A 23,968-nucleotide genomic window follows, 5' to 3' on the forward strand; every position below is an offset into this window, starting at 1 on the left:
GCTTGCTACATTACTAAGAAGTCTCCGGGTTTTTCAGCAGGCCATAACGATGTCGGTGATGTTCCAGAAATCCAAGTTTGGTATACAGATTAATTCCCGCCGTATTCGAAGCAATAACCTGTAAATATGCGGTGTGCGCCTCGTGCGCGAGCCCCCAATTCAGCATGTGGTTTCCCAACTGCGTGCCCAGCCCTTGCCGCCGATACTCCGGCGCCACCTCCACCGCTGAATAGCCCAGGTAGCCGTCGGTGATGGTCCCGCGTGTAATCGCCACGGTCCGCCCGTCGATAAGCAATCGCCCAAACCCCATCTCCCCATCAATTTGGGTACGCAATAATTCCAGCGCCCGGCGGGGGAGCGGCTTGCCCCGAAAATGGTAGAGCCGCAGCCAATCGTCATCGGGTTGGGTGTCGATGCGGAACTCGGCATGCTTTTCGACGCTCACCTCGTCGCCCAACTTCCGCGCCATCACAATAATCTCCGGGCCCAGCCGTTCGACCAGCTTTTCGACGACCCGGCCAATGCGCTCCGGGATCAACACCAGCGGCGGCAACCCATGGCGGGAATAAAACTCGTGAATCTCCGCCACCGGCACCGGATCGAACAGGGCTGATGGCCCCAACGGCGCCGCCGAATTCGACCGTTCGGTAATGCCATCCCCGGCACGCAACAGCCACTGGCCCACCTGCCGGTGTTCGATACCCGGAAATGCTTTCGAATACGCCACCTCCAATTTGCGGATATCAGAGTTGCGGATCGTGCGGGGGCTGAGCTTTTTCACGATCTTAATGTCCGCCGCCGGCACCACAATGCCATTCTTGAACGAGGGCATGCCCCCAATGTCTTGGGGTCGGATAACGGTTTCGGTGGGGGTGACACTCACAATATGGCCGATGATGTCAGAGAATTTATCCTCCATCTCGGGGGCGATGCGGCGCAGCACCACCCGGTCGCCTGGTTGCACCTCGTCGCTGCGGAAAATCCTAGACATCGTCGTGTCCAAACGGGTCGGGGTCAACACCTGGCATCCAGGTGAGGCCGGCATCGGGGGTCCAGCCTTCGCGTTTGATGGCCTTTTTCCCAGCGCGTTTCCACCGGCCTTGGAGCACATCGGCGTAGACGAATCCGTCGAGGTGACCGACCTCGTGTTGGAAGCAGCGGGCCAGAAAACCGGTGCCTTCCTCCGATACTTCTTCCCCGTTTTCGTTGAGCCCGGTGACTTTTGCCCAGGTGGCGCGGCCGGTGGGGAAGCTGAGGCCGGGGAGGGAGAGGCAGCCTTCGTCGTCGGAGCCGTCGACGGCGGGCATGCCTTCGGGTATGTCCGAGGTTTCGAGGACCGGGTTGATGAAGCAGCCGCGGTGGATGACGCCCTCATCGTCGGGGCAGTTATAGACGAAAATGCGTTTTCCCACCCCGATTTGGTTGGCTGCCAAGCCCACACCGTGGGCTTTCTCCATGGTCTCGAACATATCGTCGATGAGTTCGCGGAGAGTGTCGATCGGTTCTGTCACAATCGCAGTTGGTTGATGTAAGACGGGAGTACCGTAAATAACGATGGGACGTACAGTCATGTCATACAGTGTAAACATGCTTGAGCCGATAGATCTGCTTGCCTTTGAAGAAACCGCTCCAAAAAGTATTGGGGCAAAGGAGGACGCCATTCGCACTCAGTTGGGGTTGAGCCCGGTACGCTATTATCAGCGCCTTAATATAGCCATTGATCTACCCGAGGTTATGGCACAATATCCCCAGCTCACTGCGCGGCTACGGCGCATCCGCGACCAGCGCGCCACTGAGCGCACAACCGGCTTAAGTAAGGAAACCGACTATGCCTGATATACAACCCCAGCGTGAACTGCCCTTGCGGGGAGTAGCCATGATTTTGATATCCGTCGCTTTGCTTTTGGCGATGTGGGGAATTTATTCCATGACTGGTGGGAAGTCCGCCAAGGTGCATAATGCCGCCAGTACCGATAGCGCTGCAGCCAGTGTTGCGCCTGCTCAGCCGGCTGCCCCGGCTGGTCCTGTTACTAGCGCTCCCGGTGTACCGGCCCCGAGTTCGGGCGCTCCGGCGCCGGCCTCGGCCCCGGCTGGTGCTGCGGCTTCGGGTGCCGTCGCCCCTGGCGCCCCGAGTGGTGCGACTGCCGGGACTGCTGGCGCTGCGGGGGCGTCGACAAGCGCCGGCGATAAATCGGCGGTGACCGTGCATGTTTTGAATAATTCCACCATCCAGGGGCTGGCGGCGAAGGCGAAGGAGCAGTTGACCCGTCAGGGCTATCGGGTCGGGCAGGTGGGGAATTATTCACGCTCGGTAGTGCCACAGAACACGGTTTATTACACTGATAATGAGCAACAAGCCCGCGAGCTTGCCGAGAAGGTCGGTGGGGTTGCGCAGCAGCGTCCGGCGGATTTACCGGCGGAGACAGCTGGACCGGGTTCCCTTGTTGTGGTTCTAGCCACGAGTTTTAATTAAAGATAAGGTTTTTATGCAAGAGTTTCACGCCTCCGCACAGCCGACCCTTGGGGTGGAATGGGAGGTGGCCTTGATTGATCCTGTCACCCGCGACCTGGTTTCCCGTGCCGCCGATGTGGTGGCTTTGGTGCAGGCCGAGCATCCCGAGATTCATTTGGAGCGGGAGTTTCTCGCTAATACGGTGGAGTTGGTGACGCCGGTGTGCCACACGGTGCCGGAGGCGGTAGCGTCGCTGCGGGTTGCGTTGGATGCGGTGAAGGCAGCGGCGGATTCGTTGGGGCTGAAACTGTGGGGTTCGGGTTCGCACCCGTTTTGTGACTTCCGCACGCAGCCTACCAGCGATAAGGGCCATTATTCGGAGATTATTGAGCGCACCCGCTATTGGGGCAATCAAATGCTGATTTGGGGGATTCACACCCATGTGGGTATTTCCGATAAGGAGCGGGTGTGGCCCATCATCAATGCGTTATTGACGAAGTTTCCGCATTTATTGGCGTTGACGGCCAGCTCCCCGGGTTGGGAGGGGATTGATACTGGTTATGCGTCGAATCGGACGATGTTGTATCAGCAGTTGCCGACCGCCGGGTTGCCGTACCAGTTTCAGTCTTGGTCGGAGTGGGAGGACTATATGCGTGACCAGGATCGTTCCGGGGTGATTAATCATACTGGCAGCATGCATTTTGATATTCGCCCGGCGGGAAAGTGGGGGACTGTTGAGGTGCGGATTTGTGACTCCACTTCGAATCTGCGGGAGTTAGCGGCGGCGGTGGCGTTGACGCATTGTTTGGTGGTGCACTATGACCGCATGCTGGATCGGGGGGAGGAGCTGCCGAGTTTGCAGGATTGGCATGTGGCGGAGAATAAGTGGCGGGCGGCTCGTTATGGGTTGGATGCGTTGGTGATTACGTCGCGGGCGACCGAGGAGCGGTTGGTGACGGACGAGTTGCGGGATTTGGTGGCGGAGTTGTCGCCGTTGGCCCGCGAACTTGGTTGCTACGATGAGCTCCAATTGGTGTTGGAGATTATCGACACAGGTGCCGGTTACCAACGTCAGCGGGAGCTGTTTCAGCAGCATGGTTCGTGGTATCCGGCTGTGGATGCGACAATTGCGGAGATGTATCGCTGAGTGCTTGTCGACGCGTTTCCGTGCGGCGTCGGCCGTATTGGCCAAAGATACCGTACACACAGTAGCCGACGATAATCATCAGGCCGGTTCCTAGGTACCAAATATTATTCGGATCCAGGCTGGTTGCGGTGTGGGGGCTCACAAAATACGTCATGTGCGGTGCCAATAGTGCGAATGATGCGATGGTGGTGGCAAATTGCTGCAGGTTGCTTCGGCCGAGATTTCGGGTGAGTAGCGCGAACAGGGGGATGATCCACACCCAGTGGTGGAACCAGGAGAACGGGGACACGAGGCAGGCCCCGATACCGCCCAACACCATGGCCCACCCCATATCGTTGCGTCGTACCGCCAACCAGATGGCCAGGATGACCAGTGCAAACACTATAATCACGGCCACTAACCACCATTGTGGAATGTGGAGGACTCGTTCCATGACGGAGCGGAGCGATTGGGCGCCGGGGTTGGCGTGGATCCCGACCCGGGAGGAGTCTTTAATGGCCCAGGTCCAGAAGCGGGTGGCGTCCGGCACGAATAACCAGCCGATAAACACGGTGAGTAGGAAGGTGCCAATGGTGGTGGCCACGGCCCGCCAGCGGCGTTCGATGATGAAGATGATAATGAAAAACGCTGGTGTGAGCTTTAGCCCGGCGGCCAGCCCCACCCCAACTCCGGCCCACCGGTTTCGGTTTTTCGGCAGGAAGTCGAGGGCTACGAGGAACATGAGGACGAGGTTGATTTGCCCATAGAAGAAGCTGCCGTGGATGGCATCGAAGCCGAGTGATCCTATGGTCAAAAACAGTGCTGGAAGGAATTCCTTATAGATGAGCCATAGGACTATAAGGAGCCCCAGGGCGTTGAGTCCTTGCCACATGATGGTGCCCTCTAGGGGGCCTATGAGCGGTAATACCCGAAATAATGTGCCGGCGAACGGTGGGTAGGTGAAGGGTAGACCTGGGAGGAAATCGCCGCTGTAGAGGCTGCGACCATGATTGAGTGCTTCCCCGGCCAGGCGATAAATGTGGAAATCCACCGGGTCTATCAGGAAGACGGTCAGGAGTTTCGGCACTGTGTAGAGCTCGACAACCATGACCCAGGTAGCAAAAATCGACAAAGGGACGAGGGTGCCTAGCATCTTTCTCATAAAACAAGGTTATTAAAAAATAACCGCCGTGCGGTGGGAGGCACGACGGTTATTGGTGAAACTACCCCTATGTGTGTAGTAAAAATGCCGCATTACTTAACGCAGCCGCGGCTGACTGGGAGCGAGTGCCCCCAAAACCCATGGCCCACCGCTCATCTTTGTTGTGACACACCCGAATGAACGTGACGGTTGCTTCGAAAATGTCGTATTGGTGGAACGAGCAAATCTCCACCCGCCGACCGGCGGTCGCCAAGAGTTGGGTGGCGGCTTGGACCGGGCCTGAGGCGATAATGTCGTGGCGGGTTTCCCCGGATCGGGTCTTTATTGCCGCGGTGTAGTGAACTACTCCACCGGGCAGTTTTTCCTCGGAGAGGAATTGTAGCCGCAGGTCAGGGGTGGGGGAGTAGGTGGCGGCAAAGGTGCGCCACTGGAGGCCGTGGGCCTCTTGGCGCAACCCTCGGGGAAGCTGATGACCGAACCTGGCCAGGAATGGGTCGTCAGCGAATCTCCGCGTGGTTGAGGTGCGGCGGGGCTCCAAACCGAAATATATGCAGCGATTCTTATTGATAGCGGTAGCGATGGACATGTCGGTTCCTTTAGAAAAAATACAGTTACTCACAAAATGTTTTTATTTCTGGCGTGGCCGCCTATGGTGGGGCAATGCCACGCCAGAAAACTCTCGGCTAATGGTGAACCGCCATAGTCGTTGGGTTCCTTCGTGTGGGAACAAAACGCTACGTGATACAAAACAATAATCCGTACCACAATAAAAAGCAAAACGGAAGCCGTTTTTGGCTTCCGTTAAGTGCCCCCGCATGGGGGTGAATGTTGGGCGGTCTTATGAATGGTATGTGAGGAGGAACGCGGCCTCCGCAATGGCAATATTTTCAATCTCGGTGGGATCCACCGACTCATTGGCAGAGTGGATGGTGGTTTGCGGCTCCTCCACTCCGAAGAGAGTCAGCTCCGCCGAGGGGACGGCGTCGATAAGCTCGGCGCACAACGGAATCGAGCCGCCTGCGCCAACCAACGTCAATTCCTTATTGTCATAGGCGCCGCGCAGACACTGGATAAACGTGGTGACCGCCGGGCCCTCAATATTGGACGAGAACGGATTATTCACATCCGACACCTGCACGCTCAGGCGAGCATTCCACGGCACATGCGAACGCAAATGCTTCGTCACGGCGGCCGCCACCTCGGAGGCGTCCATGCCCGGCGGCACCCGCAGATTCAGCTTTGCGCTTGCGGTTGCCGGCACCGCATTCACAGCCTCGGAAACCGGCGTGGACGTAAACCCGGTGACCGTGATCGCCGGCCGCGCCCACACCATGTCCGCCGGATTATCCGCCGAGGTGCCCATGATCTCCACCCCGTCCAGCACCCCGGCATCCTTGCGGAACGTCTCGGGATCATACTGGGCCCCCGACCACTTCTGGTCCACATCCACGCCGTCAATCTGGACGCGGCCATGCTCGTCCCGGAAGGAATCAATGAGGCGAATGAGGGCGGCGGTCGCATCCGGGGCGGCGCCACCAAAACTGCCCGAATGCACCGGGTTTTGCAGGGTATCCACCTGCACGGTGATCTGCGCCCCGCCCCGCAGCGAGGTGGTGAGGGTCGGCTCGCCCACCGCCGCATTGCCCGTGTCTGCGATGAGGATAACATCGGCGGCAAACAGCTCCGGCCGGGCCTTGATGAGCTCCGAAAGCTCCGCCCCGCCTTGTTCCTCCGACCCCTCGATGAGCACCTTAATTCCCAGGTCGGTGCCGCCCAGCTCGTTGACGGCACGTAGCGCGGCCAGGTGCATGACAACGTTGCCCTTGCAGTCCGCAGCCCCCCGTGCATACCAGCGGCCATTCCGCTCGGTGAGGGTGAATGGATCTGAATCCCACTTCGACGGGTCGCCGGCGAGCACCACATCGTAGTGGCAGTACAGCAGGACGGTGGGGGCGTCTCCCTTCGCAGGCTTGGAGGCGATGAACAGTGGTGCCGGCGTGTCCTCCTGGTATGTGGTGACCGTCAGCCCCACAGATTCGAATGCAGCCTTGACCCATGCGGCAGCGTGCGCGTGCTCTTCCACAAGCTCCGGCACTCCCTGCACAGAATTAAAGGATGTGATTTCCTTGAGGTCCGTGAAAATCCTATCGCGTTGCCCGGTGACGATAGGTCGCACCTTGGCGATTGTTTCTGTAGTCATAACTGAAAAGTGTAGTTGGGTCCCAGTATGTGCGGGGCCGGTTTCGCATTGCTTATCGACGCCCTCCCGGTTCAAAGCGGCCCGATCTTCCCTCTGGGAGTTGTGTGCTGCGTTTTGTAGGATTAGTGCCCGGATTCGGGGCCAAATCTTGAGATATAGCAGCACAGTGCTCACCCATACGCACCGTGAACCTCGCAGCCCCGGAGAAGTGTGCTGCGATATCTCCAACCAAGAGGTGAATCTGGGCCCAAAATAGGCAATATCGCAGCACACATCCCTGGGCTGTGAGTCATTGAACTGGTGAGTGAACCACGTCACGTTCCTCTGATTCGGGGTTTGGGTTGTCTGACGAGTACTGTGCTGCGATATCTCGCAAATCGAGTCCCAAGCCCGGCCGAAAATCCAGATATCGCAGCACACTACTTTTGATGCGCCGGCGGGCGCGGGTGAGTGTGGGCGAATATCGGTGAGTGTGGGGGGACGCCGGCGGACGCAGTTGTGTGTGCTGCGTTTTGTGGGATGAGGGCCTGGATTCAGGGTCGAAAATCCAGATATCGCAGCACAGTAGGCGAAACGCCTGGGGTTTCTGGGGCTGGAGGTGAAGGAGGGTCGCTTGGGGTTAGCCCGGGTCGGTGGGATCCAGCGAGGTTGCGTGGGCGCGGCCCGGGCGCGGCGTGCGGGGCTCGGAGGCTGGTGCCGGGAGGTGGGCGTCGACAAGCGAAGGTAGCACAAAACGCAATGGAAAGTTCGCCCTAAGCGTATTTCCTTGCACTCGGGGCTAGCGACTGCTAAAACGGATTTAGCACTTGAACAAGGACAGTGCTAACTAACAATCGGACAGAACATATATTAAGGAGTAACCCATGGCAAAGATCATTGCCTTTGACGAGGAAGCCCGCCGGGGCCTGGAACGCGGTCTCAACACACTGGCAGACGCAGTTAAGGTCACCCTTGGCCCCAAGGGCCGCAATGTGGTGCTGGAGAAGAGCTGGGGCGCCCCCACCATCACCAACGATGGTGTGTCCATCGCTCGGGAAATCGAACTCGAAGAACCCTATGAGAAGATCGGCGCCGAGCTGGTCAAAGAAGTAGCCAAGAAGACCGACGACGTGGCAGGTGACGGCACCACCACTGCTACCGTTCTGGCCCAGGCACTTGTGCGGGAGGGCCTGCGCAACGTGGCTGCCGGCTCCAACCCCATGGGCATCAAGCGCGGCATTGAAAAGGCCGTGGATGCGGTGACTAAGCAGCTGCTCGATAGCGCCAAGGAAGTAGAAACCGAGGAACAGATCGCTGCCACCGCCGGCATTTCCGCAGCCGATCCGGCCATTGGCGCCCAGATCGCTAAGGCAATGTATGCCGTGGGTGGGGGCAAGCTGAACAAGGAATCCGTCATCACGGTGGAAGAATCCAACACCTTTGGTGTGGAGCTAGAGGTCACCGAGGGTATGCGCTTCGACAAGGGCTATATCTCCGGTTACTTTGCCACCGACATGGAGCGCCTGGAAGCCGTGTTGGAAGATCCGTACATTCTTCTGGTTTCCGCCAAGGTCTCTAATATTAAGGACCTGCTGCCGCTGCTGGAGAAGGTCATGCAGACCGGCAAGCCGCTGCTGATTATCGCCGAAGACGTGGAGGGCGAGGCCCTGTCCACCCTGGTCGTGAATAAGATTCGCGGCACCTTCAAGTCCGTTGCCGTCAAGGCTCCTGGTTTCGGTGACCGCCGCAAGGCACAACTCCAGGACATGGCCATTTTGACCGGTGGCCAGGTCATTTCCGAGGAGGTGGGCCTGTCCCTGGAGACCGCCGACCTGCCGCTGCTGGGCCGCGCCCGCAAGGTTGTGGTGACCAAGGACGACACCACCATTGTGGAAGGTGCCGGCTCCCAAGACCAGATTCAGGGCCGGGTGAACCAAATCCGCGCCGAGATCGAGAACTCCGATTCCGAATACGACCGTGAGAAGCTGCACGAGCGTCTGGCTAAGCTGGCCGGCGGCGTGGCCGTGATTAAGGTTGGCGCCGCCACCGAGGTGGAGCTGAAGGAACGCAAGCACCGCATCGAGGATGCTGTCCGTAATGCTAAGGCTGCTGTGGAAGAGGGCATTGTTGCTGGCGGCGGGGTTTCCCTGCTTCAGGCAGCTCACGTGCTGGAGAACGACCTGGACCTGAATGGTGACGAGGCTACGGGCGTGAAGATTGTCCGTGAGGCACTCTCTGCCCCGCTGAAGCAGATCGCTTTCAACGCTGGCTTTGAGCCGGGCGTGGTCGCCGACAAGGTGTCCCACCTGCCCGCCGGCGAGGGCCTGAACGCCGCCACCGGTGAGTATGTGGACTTGATGGCCGCCGGCATTAATGACCCGGTGAAGGTGACCCGTTCTGCCCTCCAGAATGCCGCTTCGATCGCCGCACTGTTCTTGACCACTGAGGCTGTGGTTGCCGATAAGCCTGAACCGCCGGCAGCCCCCGCAGTGCCTGGTGCTGACGAGATGGGCGGCATGGGCTTCTAAGCTTTACGACGCCCTTACGTCGGAAACCCCCCGCGTCCCTCCCCAAATGGGTGGGGTGCGGGGGGTTTATGTATAAGGTCACAAACCCCATGTGATTGGGGGGAATATGGGGCTTCAGGTTTGTGTCTTTGTCAGTTGATGGGCGCGGTTTTCCCTTGGTTATCTACCCCTAAATAGGGGAGATTGACGAAATTTTAACCCTAAATTTCCACGAAATCGGTCGCTCATTGTACGTTAATCTTTCCGGGGCGCACCCGCTTATGTATTCTGCTATTTCTGACTTATGTTCACCTTATTAACGCAGTTCAAATGGGGTTGTAGAAGATCTGCATGGGAATGTGTGGTCGAAAAATAATATTACGACTTGATTAAAGAAAACTTGACGATCTGGAATTCTATGGGCAGAATAAAAACCAAGACATCCGAAGCGGTGTCCACAAACTGGAAAAATTTTGGCCACAGAATTGTCATTGTTGGCCCCGTTGGAGGAGAGTATTTTTATGGATTACGGACAAATTGCTGAGCAGCTTGGCAACTTCAAGAAGTTCGCTGAGGCCATTGGTGGTATCTTCACCGAGCTACCCAAGTTCCTCAACAACCTTGACAGCTTTGTTGGTGGTGGCCGCGGTAGCTCTGAGCTCGGCGAGACCAGCAGCATTCTGGGCAGCAGCAAGTAAGATTTTCGGAAAAACTGATCTTTAAAATATAAAAGGAGAATTGGACAATGGAACATCAAGGCTCTCTGGCTTCGCCCCTCGGTACCTGGGTTGCTCTTTCTAACGACGGCATCATCGGCACCTTCATCAAGGACCTACTGTTGCCGCTAGCTAAGCTCGCTGGTTGGGCAGGCGACCTGGCTTCCCTGGCGAAGTAAATCGCAAATAGTGAATAAAACCCGTCTGCGCATGTTGGGAGCTGCGGACGGGTTGTTCTCATATTTCGGCTAAGCTGGGCTAGGATGAACAGCTTGGATTTTGATCTCGAAACAGAGTGGCCCGAGTTGATGAAACTACTCACGCCACCCCAGTATTTTGCTATACGCAGAGCCATTGCGGCGGCCTGGCATGAAGGCTGGGACCCCAACCTCATGGATGTGGAGCTTCTGGTGCGCTATATCCGTAATGAGGGAGAATTACCGCTGCCCGCACCTATAGACGGGCCGGAAACAGAATATGTCTTTGACACCTGGGATTCCTACTTCCAGCTGGGTGATCTTGGCCTGCCCGTTTTTATTAACTACTACAATGAAACCAACCCGCGGCTACTCCAACACAAGGAATTCCTCGCGGTGTGTGCTCGTAGTATCGAACTTGACTTGGGGCTTGCCACCATTGACCCCACCTTCGATGCCGCTCACCTTCAGACCATTCACTATTATCTCTTTGGTGACGTCTACCCGTGGGCCGGCAGGTTCCGCACGGTGAATATGAGTAAACCCGGGGGTGTAGCCTTTGCTGATTGCCAAAACGGGGAGGTCGAACGCTACCTCGATGACGTGCACCGGATTGCGGTAGAAACCCCCTGGTATCAGCTGTCTGGTCTTCAGTTCGTCGAAAAGTCCGCGGAGCTTTTCGCCTATCTCAATCAGGCCCACCCATTTCGGGAAGGCAATGGCAGGGCGGCGAAGACCTTTATGTGTGCGGTGGCTGCCGGGTCACCATACGATTTCGACTTCATGCGGGTCAACCCCATGGTGTGGAACCAGGCTTCCGCTGGCAGTAGCCCAGAACCATTCGAATACCACCCACACCCGGAAGCCTTGGTTCCGGTGTTTGATGCTGTGACAATTAGCCGTTAAAACATCCCGAATCGGGGTACTATCAATTTATGGCTGACTCTGATAACGATCTTCCCGTCATTGACCTTGCCGCAACCGAGGGGTACATCGTCGACGACACTGACGAAGACGATCCAGTGCTCCTCGCCCCGGATGGTACCCCCATTGATACGTGGCGGGAGAACTATCCATACCAAAACCGCCTCACCAGGGATGAGTATGAGCACACCAAACGTGCCCTGCAAATCGAATTACTGAAATGGCAGAATTGGACTAAAGACACCGGTCAGCGCCATATAATCCTCTTCGAAGGCCGGGATGCAGCCGGCAAAGGGGGCACTATTAAACGCTTCAATGAGCATCTCAACCCCCGGGGGGCGCGCACCGTGGCCCTGGAAAAACCCTCCCCTAGGGAGTCCACCTCCTGGTACTTCCAGCGCTATATCCAGCATTTTCCCTGCGCCGGTGAGATAGTGTTTTTCGACCGCTCCTGGTACAACCGCTCCGGGGTGGAACGAGTGATGGGGTTCTGCACCGAATCCCAGCATGCCGAGTTTCTGCGTGAGGTTCCCATGCTGGAGAACATGATCCTGGGCTCGGGGATTTCCCTCACCAAATTCTGGTTTTCAGTATCGCAAAAGGAGCAGCGCACCCGGTTTGCGATTCGCCAGGTGGATCCGGTGCGGCAGTGGAAGCTGTCTCCCATGGATTTGGCGTCGCTAGACAAGTGGGACGATTACACCCGCGCCAAAGAAGAGCAGTTCCGATACACGGATACGGATGAGTCGCCCTGGATTACGATCCGCTCCAATGATAAGAAACGCGCCCGGCTCAATGCCATGCGGTTTATTTTGAGTAAATTCGAATACACGAATAAGGACCACGATTTGGTGGGGGAGCCGGATCCCCTGATTGTGATGCGGGGGCGTGACCAGATCGGTGATTGAGGTTAGACGACCCTGGGTGGGCGTCGTCAAGCGTGAAGCTGCTAGTCTGCCTCGGCGGCAATGATTGCGTGGGCTAGTTTGCGTAAATGCTTGAGCTGCTTCGATGTGGACTCGTACAGGGCGGAATCCTCGGCCTGATTTACTAATTTACTGAGCTCAGCCTGCTGCCGCCGCCCGCGTTTTGTGGCACGCACAATCTGGCGCCGGCGATCCTTGGAATCCCGCTCCCGCTTCACCCAGCCCTTTTTCTCCAGGGCGTCCACGAGCCGCACCATGTCGGACGCATCATACGCAAGCACCTCGCACAACGCGGATTGGCTGGTGGCGTCCGTGGACATGAGGCAGCTCAAAACCCAATACTCCCGCAAGGACACGTGTTTCGCCGAAATTTGGGACTCCACCGCGTCCCGGGTGCGCCGCCGCAGCCGTTCCAATTGAAACGACGGCGATTCCAGCAGCTCGGTGGGGATCTCTAAATCAGCCATATGTTTAATACTAGGGTACGAAACCCGCCACAATAAAACCCCCACACTGTGATGGTGCTGGGGGTTTCACAGGGTTTGAGGCTTGTGTGCCGCGTTTAGATGATGGATTGGGTGGATGCGATAGACACTGCGATGCTGGCTTGCTGGCCGGATACGGTTGCTTCGCTGCTGTTGCCCTTCTGGTCCTTCTTGAACAAGTCGGATAGGAATCCGAAGGGATCGCGGTGGGCATTAAAAACGCTGTTCAACGTTTACTCCTCACTTATTCTATTGTGGTTTGTTGGCAATGGGTGTGCCGATAATTCACCTCTCACTAAACCCTTAAAATTGACAAACCGCAACTACGAAAATTCATATATAGCATTGGGGCGATAATATGATTCCGCCCCCGCGGGTTATTTCTTGCTGACCTGCGTTTTTCTCTGCTTCACTGGTGGTAACTGTGGGGCGTGGATCACTGTTCGCGTTAATGTGATTTTGATTAATATACCCTGAATTTCCCTCGCTTTTCGACGCCTAAAGCTCCCTCTCCCCAACCAAGTCGCCCACCCCTATCCCGCTTGGCCCGTTTGGCCGGGCGCCGGCGCGCGGCCACGTCCGCTCTTGCCCTGTCTGCTTTGGTCGGACATCACCTGATTTCACCTCACCCCACGCCCACTCACCGTGCGTGCTGCGATATCTGGGTGTTTGCCTCCAGATCCCCGCCCTTCTTCAACAAAACGCAGCACACTCCTGGGGTGTTTGGTGTTGCTCGCTGAGTGCTGCATTTTTTGAAGCGTTGGTGGGGTGTGGAGGGGGCTGATTTGGTTGGTGTGTTGAGCACTGTGCTGCGATATTGGGGTTTTGGGTTGGGTTCGAGGCCTGATTCGTACGATATCGCAGCACACACAGACGTGGGGTGTGATTTGCTGCCTGACGACGTCTCCCACCTCCCGGCAGGGCGGCTCATGCCGTACTGCGCTGTGTTGTGTGCTGCGTTTTCTAGGAATACAGGCTGAAATGGGGTCCTAAAACCCCAATATCGCAGCACACAGGACGGGACCCCAGGGGCTCCAGGGGTTTCTGATGCCCCAGGGGCTCCAGGGGCCTAGGCGTTCCTGGAATTGGAGGGAAGGATAGGAACGTGAGAAACCCCGCTCGACAGAGGCATGGGTAGGGGCGAATGTCTCGCGCTCTGTGGTTCAGTTCCCTTGATGAGGTCTGATGAGTACTGTGCTGCGATATCTAGATTTTTGGCCGGGTTTGGGGCTCGATTTGCGAGATATCGCAGCACACTACTTTTGAAGCGCTGTCGGGCGTGGACAAGTGTCAAGGTGTGTGCTGCGTTTTGTGGGATGAGGGCCAGGATTCAGAGCCGAAATTGAAGATATCGCAGCACAGTGCTCACCCATACACGCCGTGAACCCTGTGTAGTCCTGGCCCTGGCCCGGGCCCGGGTTGTGTGCTGCGATATCTCCCGCCAGGAGGCGAATCTGGGCTCAAAACAGGCAATATCGCAGCACACAGGACGAGGGTTTTGCGGGTTTCTGAGACTCGTGTGGCTTGCGGGGTTTGTGTGGTTGCCGGTGAGGGAGGGGCGGAATCTGATAGTGCGACAATGCGGTAAACCCCGCTCGACAGGGGAGCGGGGCGGGGCCTGGCGCGGCGTGGCGGTGCGGCGGCAGGCGAAGGCGGGCTGGCTGCGGCTGCGGCTATGCGGTGGGCAGGCCGGCAGCAATCCAGGCTTCGGTGCCGCCGGAGATGTTGTGGATCGTAAAGCTTTGGGGCTTTAGGTGGGACTCCAAGGCTTCAGCGGCCTTAGCGCTGCGGCCACCTAGTTGGCAGATCACATAGACGTCCCTGGAGGTGTCTAATTCCCCGGAGCGCTCCACCACGGAGCCGAGGGGAATGTTGATGGCGCCTTGAGCATGTCCCTGCGCATACTCGGAGGGTTCACGTACGTCAATGATTTGGGCGTCTGCTGGTACTTCGGATACGGTGACGTTGTTCATCTTCTATGGGGCTTCTTTCAATGAGCGGGGTGAGAGACCAGCGCCATATGCAGGTAGCTGGCCTCTCACCCCGGGCGGTGGGCGTCGTAAAGCTTAGGACTTGTAGCGGGCGATGGCTTCGGCGTGGATCTTTTCTGCCTCAGCTTTATTGCCCCAGCCGGATCCCGTAACTTCCTTGTTCGGCTCCAGGTCCTTGTAGTGCACGAAGAAGTGCTCGATCTCGTCGCGCTGGAACTGGGAAACATCCTCGATATCCTGCAGGTGGGCCCAGCGGGGATCGTCAATGACACACAGGAGCTTGTCGTCGCCGCCGGCCTCGTCGGTCATCTTGAACACACCGAGCACACGGGCGGGCACGATCACACCCGGCAGCACCGGCTCAGGCAGAATCACGAGGGCATCCAGTGGATCGCCGTCCTCGCCGAGGGTGCCGTCAATGAACCCGTAGTCGAGCGGATAGGCCATGGGGGTAAACAGGTAGCGGTCCAGGTAAATCTTGCCGGTTTCGTGGTCTAGCTCGTATTTATTGCGGGAACCCTTGGGGATTTCGATGGTTACTTCAATGCTCATGCGGCACTCCTTTGCAGCTGTGTGGTGGGCTTTCCACCCTCGGATATTCTACCCCGCTATGCGCTGCGTTAGTCTATAAGAGATGAAAAACGCAAAATGGTGGGTGGCGACCGCAGTGGCCACCGTAGCAGTGGTAGCAACTGCGGTGACCGGTGTGATTGTGACCGATAAAAACCGGCTCTATTACGATCCAGCGCCACAGCTTGTCGACGCTAAACCTGTCGCATTCCCCCTCAAAAAACCGGATGGCGAACCCAACCTTGCCAACCTCGCCCCCATGCTTGACGACGCGCGCCTCGGCAAAGCCTCTATCCAATTCCGGGATGTGACCACCGGCAACGTTGTGCTGGCCAAAAACCCGCAACTGCCCCTCTTACCGGCATCCTCCACCAAGGTTTTGACCGTCAGCGCAGCGCTTCTCAAGCTCGACCTGGATGATAGAATCACCACCCGGGTTGTGCAATCCGGGTCCGATATTGCCGTCATCAAGGCTGCCGGCGATGTCTGGATGACCTACGAAACCATCAAAGACCTGGCCGAACAAATACGCAAAAACCTCCCTGGCGTGAAGCAAGTCCAGATCGACACCTCTGCCTGGACCGCCCCCAGCTTTATAGAATCCTGGGGACGCGAAAACATTACCGAAGGCTTCATTGCCCCCATGGAACCTGCCATGATCTACGGTGCCCGCCTGAACGGGGCCCGCAGTGGGGATGTGCCCAGGTCAAACACCCCGGCGCTCGACGTGGCTGGTGCCGTGGCCCGGGAACTCGGCGTGACCGCGTTCTCCAAGGCCGAAGGCACTGTCCCTGCGGGCGAGGGCGTGAAGGAGTTGGCCAAGGTGGAATCCCCAACCCTGCGGGAGCGCATTGAAAAACTCATGGAGACCTCGGATAATGTCATGGCCGAGGCCGTGGGCCGGGAACTCAGCGGCAGCGATCCGGTGGGTGAAACCCTCCGCATCTTGGGGGAGCATTTCCAAATTCCTGCCGACCTGAAAATTTTCGATAATTCCGGCATGTCCAAAGCTAATCGAATTCCCGCCGAATTCCTGGACTCCCTGATGTTCGCCGCCGCCAAGGACAACTCCCGGCTCTCGGCCATCCTGGCCACACTCCCGGTTGCGGCCGGGACTGGCACCCTGGAATCACGCTACACAACCCTGCGGGGGCGCGGATATGTTCGAGCCAAAACCGGCACCCTGACTGATACTTCTGCCCTGGTGGGGACAATATTATCCGAATCCGGCCGAGTGTACACCTTTGCGATTATCTCCAATGACGCTCCGATCCTGGAGGCGCGGTCGGCCATGGACGAGCTGGCCAGTGCGGTCCGATCCAGCTAGCTAGGCATTCGTAGAGGGAGGGGATGCCAATGACATCGCGGGAGGAATCGGCGCCGCTTGGGCGAGGGCGAGGGTCGGGTTTGGGGCGGAGGCCGGCGCAGGCGCAGGCGCCAGGACAAGCGCAAGCAGGGGCGAAGCCGGCACCGGGACAGGCAGGAGAACCGCCGGCACTAACACAACAGGTACAGACACCCGCACTGGCGGCACCAGCAGGTTCAGGGATGCCCCGGCGCCCCCAGCCCTTCTGGCCGGATCGCAGCCCGGCCTTCCTGAAGCTGCGTCGAGCAGTGCGGGCATTGGCTTCTTCGGAGGATCCGGTACTGATTGGGCTGTCCGGCGGCGCGGATTCCCTCGGCCTGGTCGCGGCGGCTCTGGCGGAGGGGAGAGATGTGTTGGCCCTGTGTGTTGACCACGGATTGCAGCCGGATTCCGCGACGGTGGCGGATCGGGCGGTGGCGATGGCCCGCAGCCTGGGGGCTGAGGCTCGGAGTGTGAAAGTGCAGGTCAAGCCGGGGAATATTGAGGCCCAGGCGCGAGAGGCTCGCTACAAGGCGCTCATGACCGCCGCCGCGGCGGAGAGTAGGTCGGTTTGGGTGGCCCACACCATGGATGACCAGGCGGAAACCTATCTGCTGGGCAGTCTTCGGGGCCGTGCGGTGGGGATGCCGGTGTCCGGCACTGTGATCCGTCCGTTTTTGAGCGTGCGCCGGGCGGACACGGTTGCGGCCTGCGCGGAGTTGGGGCTTGAGGTGTGGCATGACCCCATGAATGCTGATCCGCGGTTTCGCCGCGTGCGGGTGCGCACCGAGGTTTTGCCCCTGCTTGCAGACATCCATGGCGGCGACCCGGTGCCTCCCCTGGCAGCGGCCGCGTCCCTGGCGCGTGATGATGCCGCGGCCCTGGATGCGCAGGCGATTGCTACGGCTCAGGTTGCGGAGATTGCCTGCCTGCCTGTTGCGTTGCGTCGTCGCGCGTACCTGGCGTTGGTGGATGCGCCCCTGGGGCCGCGGCATTTGGAGGCGATTGATTCCCTGGTGATGGATTGGCATGGTCAGGGCCCGGTGGCGGTGGCGGGGTTCCAGGTGCGTCGCCAGGGTGCGGAGCTCCGCGTTATTCCTCGTAGCACATAAGCATAAGCCTGCCCGTTGCTGTGTTGTGTGCTGCGTTTTCTGGTTTTTGGGCCCGCCCCGAGCCCTGTTTTGTTCGATATCGCAGCACACAGGCCAGGTTTTGCGTCTGCCCCTAGGTCATCCGGCAGGTACTGTGCTGCGTTTTCTGGTTTTTAGGCCAGGTTTGGGCTCTGTTTCGCCTAATATCGCAGCACACAGACGCGGGTCTTGCTTTATGCTTGTCGACGCTCACCTGTCGGCACCTCATCCTCACCCCCTCACCTGTTGCCGATGTCTCATTCTTTCCCTGCCCGCCGCCCTCGCCGATCTGTGTGCTGCGTTTTCTGGTTTTTGGGCCCGCCCCGAGCCCTGTTTCACCCAATATCGCAGCACACAGGCAGGGTTTCGCGTCTGCCCCTAGGTCATCCGGCAGGTACTGTGCTGCGTTTTCGGGGAATTAGGAGTGCAATAGGGCTGAAAAAGCCAGATATCGCAGCACACAGACCAAGAAGGGATGCTGTGTGGATGGAGGCACAGGTGCTAGGCGCGGATGCGGGCGCCAGGGTTCGGGGTGTGTGGAGGTGTGTGGAGGCGCGTGGAAGCGCGTGGAAGCGCGTGGAAGCGGCACATAGGGTCTGGGAGAGGGGCTGCGGGAATGCTGTATGGGGTGAGGGCTAGCCGGAGAAAAGCGCTCTCACCAGGGAATATAGGTAGCATATTTACTATTGATGGCAAAAATAATAACAGTTTGGGAACAGTCCGTAGAAATAGTTGCCAAGTAGTGTGGCACGCGGGCAATCTGGAGGTAGCCGACAACTTACCCACCCCTCATGCCCATACGTAGGTGCATTATGACCCCCACATCACGTCCCGACCCCCATCTGGAAAATGTGCTGCGGCGAATGCCGGATGCCCCAGCTGCCCGGAAGAAGGTCACCAGCAGGCCGGGGTGGTATAGGGCCAATGTGGAGGTGACCCGGCGGGTTTATGTGGATCGGGGCTGGTTCAATGGGTTGCGGAACTTTGAGCGTCGTAAAGTGAGAGCGTGGGCGGTTGCGCGCAGTGTGAAAACCGCAGTGCTGTGTGGAATGTCTGCGGCGGAAATTTATGGCCTGCCCATTCTTAACCGGAACCAGTACGAGAACGTGGAACTGTGCCTGCCCGAACGTCGGCGGCCGCCCAGCAGGCGGAAGTGGCGAGATCACACCGTCTATCGGGACAAATACCTCGCACAGGCCGATATTGCCATGGTCAATGGGGTGTATGTCACCACCATTCCCCGCACTTATGTGGATATTCTGCTCTACCACGGCGAGCTTGAAGCCCTCGTGTTTATCGATGGCGCGCTGCACGAAAGACGCACCACCCGCACTGAATTGCACCGCTACCTTGCGAGCAGACGTGGCCAGTGGGGGATTCGGCGGGCGCGAAACCTGCTTGACGACGCCACCGGGCTGGCCGAAAGCCCATACGAAACCGTGGCGCGCTGGCTGCTGCGTGGGGTGGAAAAACAGCTCGGTATCACCGAAATCGTGCCGCAAGCCTGGTTCAGTACCCGCTCGCGCCAGGGAAAACTGCAGCGACGCCGGGTAGATTTGCTGGTCAATGGGTTTCTTGTCATTGAGATCGATGGGCTTATTAAATACGACGAACGATTTTTGCAGGAACGGGGGGTAACGTATCGGCAGGTTATGGAGGATGAACGGTATCGGGAACGGCAAATCCAAAACCAGGGATACCAAGTATTGCGACTAGCTCCGGGGGAGGTGTGGCGCGATCTTATTGCTAAAGTGACGGAAATCATGAAGCAGAACCCTCAGCGAGTTTCGCCAAAGAAGCACTTTCTGCCGTGGGCGGCTTAGGCAATAAATTTGGGGCGATAAATAGGGGTGACGGGCATGGGCGAAGCATGCGCGGATTACAGGTAGTTTGCTGGTAGGGCGCTGGTGGGGTGCGGGAAGCACCTGGGTGTACCTCAAGTGGTTGGTAATGGCCTTCTAAACATGGCAGACTTTGGAGTATTGCGATTTTATTACAATTCTGTGAGAGGGCCTGCGATAAGCATGACTATTCTGCAAAATGATAAAAACTTCGACGTGCCACCGAACCGCTACGGCGATGACGTGGAATCCGTCCTTATCAGCAAGGACTCGCTTCAAGCCCGCATTCAGAAAATGGCCGATCAGGTTTCCGACAAATATCGTGACTCCGAAAACGACCTGATTTTAGTGTGTGTGCTGAAAGGGGCGGTGTTCTTTATCACCGATTTCGCGCGCGCACTGACCATCCCATCGCAGGTAGAGTTTATGGCAGTGTCATCCTATGGGAATTCCACGACATCATCTGGTGTGGTGCGAATCCTCAAAGACTTGGACCGTAATATTGCGGGTCGAGATGTCCTCATTGTCGAAGATATTATCGACTCTGGTCTGACCCTCAGCTGGCTAGTGCGAAACCTCAAAAACCGCAAGCCCAAGTCTTTGGAGGTGGTGACATTGCTGCGTAAACCCGAGGCCATCACCGCTAAGGTTGATCTCTTGGATGTTGGGTTTGATATTCCCAACGAATTCGTCATTGGTTATGGTCTCGACTATATGGAACGCTACCGTGACCTGCCTTGGGTGGGAACCCTCCAACCACGTGTGTATGCGGAGAGCTGACACGGGAACTACTGCGCGCCATGGGAACGTTAAATCGTTAAAGTATGCACGAAAGTATGAAAACAAAGCCAATAGGTGAGTAAACGTGAAGAATAAAAAAATTATTCAAATTGGTGCTATCACGGCGATAGCGCTAATTTCCCTCTATCTGATTTCCCTATTGAGCTCCACCACCCGTGGTTTCGTCAATGTGGAGACCTCAGTGGCCATGACGCAATTAAAGAAGAATAACGTCACCGAGGCCAACATTGATGATCGGGAACAACGCCTCCGCCTCAAACTCAAACAGGGTATTGAGCATGATGGTAAACAGAACGTTACCGAAATCATGACGCAATATCCGGCGCGGACCTCCCCAGACATTTTTAAAAAGGTAGAGGCCTCCAAAACCGATAAATTTACCACCAATGTCACCCAAGACAGCATCCTCGTGCAGATGTTGAGTTATATCCTGCCCATGCTCATTGTCTTTGGGCTGATTTTATGGTTCTTTAGTCGCATGCAAGGCGGGGGCATGGGCATGTTTGGGTTCGGCGGCAACCGCGCCAAAGAACTCACCAAAGACATGCCCACCAATACCTTCGCCGATGTTGCTGGTGCCGACGAAGCTGTCGACGAGCTCCAGGAGATCAAGGACTTCCTCCAGGACCCCTCCCGCTATGAGGCCCTGGGGGCGAAAATCCCCCGCGGCGTGTTGCTCTATGGCCCGCCGGGTACCGGTAAAACCCTCTTGGCCCGCGCCGTTGCCGGGGAGGCCGGCGTGCCGTTCTACTCCATTTCTGGTTCCGACTTTGTGGAAATGTTTGTTGGCGTGGGCGCATCCCGGGTCCGGGACCTCTTCAAGCAGGCTAGGGAAAACAGCCCCTGCATTATCTTTGTCGACGAGATTGATGCCGTGGGTCGCCAACGCGGCTCCGGCATGGGTGGTGGCCACGATGAGCGGGAACAAACCCTCAACCAGCTGCTTGTTGAGATGGATGGCTTCGGCGATCGTGAAGGCGTGATCCTCATGGCCGCCACCAACCGGCCCGACATTCTGGACCAGGCGCTGCTGCGGCCTGGCCGGTTCGACCGGCAGATTCCGGTCACCAACCCCGACCTCAAGGGTCGTGAGGCCATCCTCAAGGTGCACGCCGAGGGCAAGCCGTTTGCCAAGGATGTGGATCTGGCCGCGCTCGCCCGCCGCACTGCCGGCATGTCCGGCGCCGACCTGGCCAATGTGCTCAACGAGGCTGCCCTCCTGACGGCACGCATTGGGGGCAATGTTATTACTGCCGACGCCCTAGAGGAGGCCACCGACCGGGTGATCGGCGGCCCCCGCCGCTCTTCGAAGGTCATTTCGGAGAAAGAAAAGAAAGTCACCGCATACCACGAGGGTGGCCACACCCTGGCCGCTTGGGCCCTCAAAAATATCGAACGTGTGTACAAGGTCACCATTTTGGCTCGCGGCCGCACCGGTGGGCATGCCATGACCGCCCAGGAAGATGACAAGGGCATGTATAACCGGGATGAGCTCTATGCCCGGTTAGTGTTTGCCATGGGCGGCAGGGCCGCCGAGGAGCTGGTGTTTGGTGAGCCCACCACCGGGGCCAGCGCCGACATTGAGATGGCCACGAAGATCGCCAAGTCCATGCTGGTGGAGTATGGCATGTCCCCCTCGCTGGGTATGGTGAAATACGGTGACGAACAGGGTGATCCATTCATGGGCCGCGGCGGTCAGGGGCAGCTGGAATACTCCCAAGACACGGCGGCCCTCATCGACCGGGAAATGAAGTTCCTGCTGGACAAGGCGCATTCCGATGCCTACGAGATTTTGTCCGAGTACCGGGATTATTTGGATAAGCTGGCGGAAAAGCTCCTGGAGAAAGAAACGCTGCGCCGGCCGGATCTCGAAGCGCTCTTTGATGGAATCACCCCGCGGGAAGTCGGCGAGGTATTCCCGGGTGAAGACTATCGGTTCCCCCGCCAGGTTGGTCGGGAGCCGGTGAAGACCCCCACCGAGCTGGCTATCGAACGGGGCGAGGAGCCACCGAAGCCGTTTAGCCTGCTGGAGGCTTCCAAGGCGGCCCGCGCTAAGCGGGCAGCCGAGTTGGAGGCGATGAAGCGGAAAGAAGAAGCTGGACTGGCCGGCGCCGGGGCAGGAGCTGGCGCCGGGGTCGGTGCGGGTGTAAACGCGCCCAATGGATTTGGCGCAAACTTTAATTCTGGCGGCCCCGGTGGTCCTGGCGGCCCGAATGGTGGCAGCCCCCAGGGTGGGCCCAATGGGCTCAACGGCCCTGGTAGTGGCCCCCAAGGGCGTGGTGCCGGGCCACAGCCACAACAACCACAACAGTCGCAGCAACAACAGCAGCCACAGCCGCAGGTGCCGCAGAACCATAATGGCCAGCAGGGCGGCTCGCATAGCGCCGGGGCTGAGGTCGGGTCTGGTGCCGGCAATAATCAGAAGCAGAAAACATCACTGTCCCGTTCCGTGCTGGGTGCGAGCGCCAGGCGGCTGATTGAACGGCCCAATAGCGACCGGAGTGATCGAGGTACCCGAGGCGATCGGGGCGGCCGGAGCGATGGCTTGGGTGGATCCCTAGGCGGGGCACACGATAAAAGCCAACAGCAATCCGTTTCCCAGAATGCGGCTGGCATGCCGCAGGGGCCGGCGTCGCAAAGCCCGCAGGGAGAGAAGCCTGGTGAGCGGCGTTACGCAGGAAGCCCGCCGCCCGCTGGTTGGACGGTACCGGGGGATCGCGCCAATAACCCCTACGCGAATTCGGCGCAGCGTCACAGCGCGCCGGTGCCCCCGGAGGAGGAGATTGGTTTCCGCCTCCCGGAGAATGAGCGCACCGAACACCCGTGGCGCGATGAGGAGCCGAAAACCGATTCTTCGTCGCAGTCCCAGTCTCAATCTCAGTCGCAGCATTTCCGCAGCTGGGACAAGCAGATGCGGGATAACCAGGCGACTGACATTTTTGACCGGTTCCCCAATGATGACGACAAGAGCGAAGGAAAGCACCGTTAATGGCACAAGAGTTCGAACGGGCTGAGCCTGGTTGGGAGCAGTCGTCGGTGTCACAAGGGGTGGATCATGAGCGGGCGGAGCGTGCCGTCCGGGAGCTCCTCTTGGCCATCGGCGAGGATCCCGACCGCGAGGGGCTGCGGGAAACCCCTGCTCGGGTGGCGCGTGCCTATGCCGAGATTTTCGCCGGTCTGCACACGGACCCCACCGCCGTGCTGGATCGCACTTTTAGCGAGGATCACCGGGAACTCGTGGTAGTGAAGGATATACCTATCTATTCCACCTGCGAGCATCATCTGGTGCCGTTTTTTGGCCGGGCGCACATCGGCTACATTCCGGGGGAGTCCGGCAAGGTGATCGGTCTGTCCAAGCTCGCACGGGTGGTCGATCTGTTTGCCAAGCGTCCACAGGTGCAGGAGCGCCTCACCCGTCAAGTAGCAGATGCGTTAGTGACTAAGCTGGAGCCGCATGGGGTGATTGTGGTGATTGAATGCGAACATTTGTGCATGGCCATGCGGGGGATTCGTAAGCCGGGAGCGGCTACGGTAACGTCCGCGGTACGTGGCGGTTTTGCGCATTCCGCGAAGTCGCGGGCCGAAGCATTAAGTTTGATCCGGGAGTAGATAAGTG

Annotated in this window: 23 protein-coding genes; 14 read left to right on the top strand and 9 right to left on the bottom strand. The window is 58.3% G+C overall.

Annotated elements, in window-relative coordinates; translation table 11 throughout:
* Positions 1-13: 13 nt before the first annotated feature.
* Entirely contained in the window at positions 14-991 is a 978-nt protein-coding gene (locus HBA49_RS01145; protein ID WP_005524800.1) for an N-acetylglutamate synthase, CG3035 family, read from the bottom strand.
* Positions 984-1,571: a peptide deformylase gene (locus HBA49_RS01150; RefSeq protein ID WP_034995931.1), complete on the bottom strand. Its 588-nt coding sequence runs from the start codon at positions 1,569-1,571 to the stop codon at positions 984-986. The genes HBA49_RS01145 and HBA49_RS01150 overlap by 8 nt, the downstream gene beginning before the upstream one ends.
* On the opposite strand from HBA49_RS01150, the gene HBA49_RS01155 reads away from it, so the two are divergent.
* The 3 genes from HBA49_RS01155 to HBA49_RS01165 are packed head-to-tail and all read left to right on the top strand — an operon-like array spanning position 1,570 to position 3,599.
* Positions 1,570-1,836: a DUF3263 domain-containing protein gene (locus HBA49_RS01155; protein ID WP_370443787.1), complete on the top strand. Its 267-nt coding sequence runs from the start codon at positions 1,570-1,572 to the stop codon at positions 1,834-1,836. The genes HBA49_RS01150 and HBA49_RS01155 overlap by 2 nt on opposite strands.
* Positions 1,829-2,473 carry a LytR C-terminal domain-containing protein gene (locus HBA49_RS01160; protein WP_005525245.1) on the top strand — a complete coding sequence of 215 codons (645 nt, stop codon included), beginning with the start codon at positions 1,829-1,831 and terminating at the stop codon, positions 2,471-2,473. The genes HBA49_RS01155 and HBA49_RS01160 overlap by 8 nt, the downstream gene beginning before the upstream one ends.
* 13 nt (positions 2,474-2,486) lie before the next feature.
* Positions 2,487-3,599 carry a glutamate--cysteine ligase gene (locus HBA49_RS01165; protein WP_005524822.1) on the top strand — a complete coding sequence of 371 codons (1,113 nt, stop codon included), beginning with the start codon at positions 2,487-2,489 and terminating at the stop codon, positions 3,597-3,599.
* Here HBA49_RS01165 and HBA49_RS01170 read toward each other — a convergent pair.
* The 3 genes from HBA49_RS01170 to HBA49_RS01180 form a co-directional block, all read right to left on the bottom strand.
* Positions 3,496-4,740, bottom strand: coding sequence for a glycosyltransferase 87 family protein (locus HBA49_RS01170; protein ID WP_081455677.1), 1,245 nt, complete (start codon positions 4,738-4,740; stop codon positions 3,496-3,498). The genes HBA49_RS01165 and HBA49_RS01170 overlap by 104 nt on opposite strands.
* Positions 4,741-4,807: 67 nt before the next feature.
* Positions 4,808-5,326: a hypothetical protein gene (locus tag HBA49_RS01175; RefSeq protein WP_005524919.1), complete on the bottom strand. Its 519-nt coding sequence runs from the start codon at positions 5,324-5,326 to the stop codon at positions 4,808-4,810.
* A 252-nt stretch (positions 5,327-5,578) separates the two neighbouring features.
* Positions 5,579-6,940 carry a dipeptidase gene (locus HBA49_RS01180; protein ID WP_005525479.1) on the bottom strand — a complete coding sequence of 454 codons (1,362 nt, stop codon included), beginning with the start codon at positions 6,938-6,940 and terminating at the stop codon, positions 5,579-5,581.
* Positions 6,941-7,803: 863 nt separating this feature from the next.
* Between HBA49_RS01180 and groL the strand changes: the two genes are divergently transcribed.
* From groL to ppk2, 5 genes are all read left to right on the top strand, one after another.
* A complete protein-coding gene (gene groL, locus HBA49_RS01185; RefSeq protein ID WP_005522098.1) occupies positions 7,804-9,447 on the top strand; it encodes a chaperonin GroEL in 1,644 nt (547 codons plus the stop codon).
* Positions 9,448-9,947: 500 nt separating this feature from the next.
* Positions 9,948-10,124: a PorH family porin gene (locus tag HBA49_RS01190; protein ID WP_005525319.1), complete on the top strand. Its 177-nt coding sequence runs from the start codon at positions 9,948-9,950 to the stop codon at positions 10,122-10,124.
* Between the two features lie 47 nt (positions 10,125-10,171).
* Positions 10,172-10,321, top strand: coding sequence for a hypothetical protein (locus tag HBA49_RS01195; RefSeq protein ID WP_005522101.1), 150 nt, complete (start codon positions 10,172-10,174; stop codon positions 10,319-10,321).
* 84 nt (positions 10,322-10,405) lie between these two features.
* Entirely contained in the window at positions 10,406-11,245 is an 840-nt protein-coding gene (locus HBA49_RS01200; RefSeq protein ID WP_040431699.1) for a Fic/DOC family protein, read from the top strand.
* Between the two features lie 29 nt (positions 11,246-11,274).
* Positions 11,275-12,171 (top strand): polyphosphate kinase 2, encoded by an 897-nt coding sequence (ppk2, locus tag HBA49_RS01205; protein WP_005522104.1) that lies wholly within the window; start codon positions 11,275-11,277, stop codon positions 12,169-12,171.
* A gap of 41 nt (positions 12,172-12,212) precedes the next feature.
* Here the strand turns inward: ppk2 and HBA49_RS01210 are convergent, their stop codons facing one another.
* The 4 genes from HBA49_RS01210 to HBA49_RS01225 all read right to left on the bottom strand — a co-directional run bounded on the left by HBA49_RS01210 (position 12,213) and on the right by HBA49_RS01225 (position 15,217).
* Positions 12,213-12,656, bottom strand: coding sequence for a MarR family winged helix-turn-helix transcriptional regulator (locus tag HBA49_RS01210; protein WP_005522106.1), 444 nt, complete (start codon positions 12,654-12,656; stop codon positions 12,213-12,215).
* A 95-nt stretch (positions 12,657-12,751) separates the two neighbouring features.
* On the bottom strand, positions 12,752-12,904 hold the full coding sequence (locus tag HBA49_RS01215) for a hypothetical protein (RefSeq protein WP_005522108.1): 153 nt from the start codon (positions 12,902-12,904) through the stop codon (positions 12,752-12,754).
* A 1,443-nt stretch (positions 12,905-14,347) separates the two neighbouring features.
* Positions 14,348-14,647, bottom strand: a complete 300-nt coding sequence (locus HBA49_RS01220; protein WP_005522112.1) for a rhodanese-like domain-containing protein — start codon at positions 14,645-14,647, stop codon at positions 14,348-14,350.
* A gap of 93 nt (positions 14,648-14,740) precedes the next feature.
* On the bottom strand, positions 14,741-15,217 hold the full coding sequence (locus HBA49_RS01225; protein WP_005522113.1) for an inorganic diphosphatase: 477 nt from the start codon (positions 15,215-15,217) through the stop codon (positions 14,741-14,743).
* Positions 15,218-15,299: 82 nt separating this feature from the next.
* On the opposite strand from HBA49_RS01225, the gene HBA49_RS01230 reads away from it, so the two are divergent.
* From HBA49_RS01230 to folE, 6 genes are all read left to right on the top strand, one after another.
* Positions 15,300-16,562: a D-alanyl-D-alanine carboxypeptidase/D-alanyl-D-alanine-endopeptidase gene (locus tag HBA49_RS01230; protein WP_005525362.1), complete on the top strand. Its 1,263-nt coding sequence runs from the start codon at positions 15,300-15,302 to the stop codon at positions 16,560-16,562.
* 221 nt (positions 16,563-16,783) lie between these two features.
* Positions 16,784-17,692 carry a tRNA lysidine(34) synthetase TilS gene (gene tilS / locus HBA49_RS01235; protein ID WP_005525252.1) on the top strand — a complete coding sequence of 303 codons (909 nt, stop codon included), beginning with the start codon at positions 16,784-16,786 and terminating at the stop codon, positions 17,690-17,692.
* Between the two features lie 830 nt (positions 17,693-18,522).
* On the top strand, positions 18,523-19,533 hold the full coding sequence (locus HBA49_RS01240; protein ID WP_005525046.1) for a hypothetical protein: 1,011 nt from the start codon (positions 18,523-18,525) through the stop codon (positions 19,531-19,533).
* A 201-nt stretch (positions 19,534-19,734) separates the two neighbouring features.
* Complete coding sequence (gene hpt / locus HBA49_RS01245) at positions 19,735-20,331, top strand: hypoxanthine phosphoribosyltransferase (RefSeq protein ID WP_005525097.1); 597 nt, start codon at positions 19,735-19,737, stop codon at positions 20,329-20,331.
* A gap of 85 nt (positions 20,332-20,416) precedes the next feature.
* Entirely contained in the window at positions 20,417-23,341 is a 2,925-nt protein-coding gene (gene ftsH, locus HBA49_RS01250; protein WP_005525228.1) for an ATP-dependent zinc metalloprotease FtsH, read from the top strand.
* On the top strand, positions 23,341-23,961 hold the full coding sequence (folE, locus tag HBA49_RS01255) for a GTP cyclohydrolase I FolE (protein ID WP_005525318.1): 621 nt from the start codon (positions 23,341-23,343) through the stop codon (positions 23,959-23,961). Before ftsH ends, folE begins: the two co-directional genes overlap by 1 nt.
* Positions 23,962-23,968: the final 7 nt, after the last annotated feature.

Origin of the sequence: Corynebacterium matruchotii, assembly GCF_011612265.2 — a bacterium.
Lineage (GTDB): Bacteria > Actinomycetota > Actinomycetes > Mycobacteriales > Mycobacteriaceae > Corynebacterium > Corynebacterium matruchotii.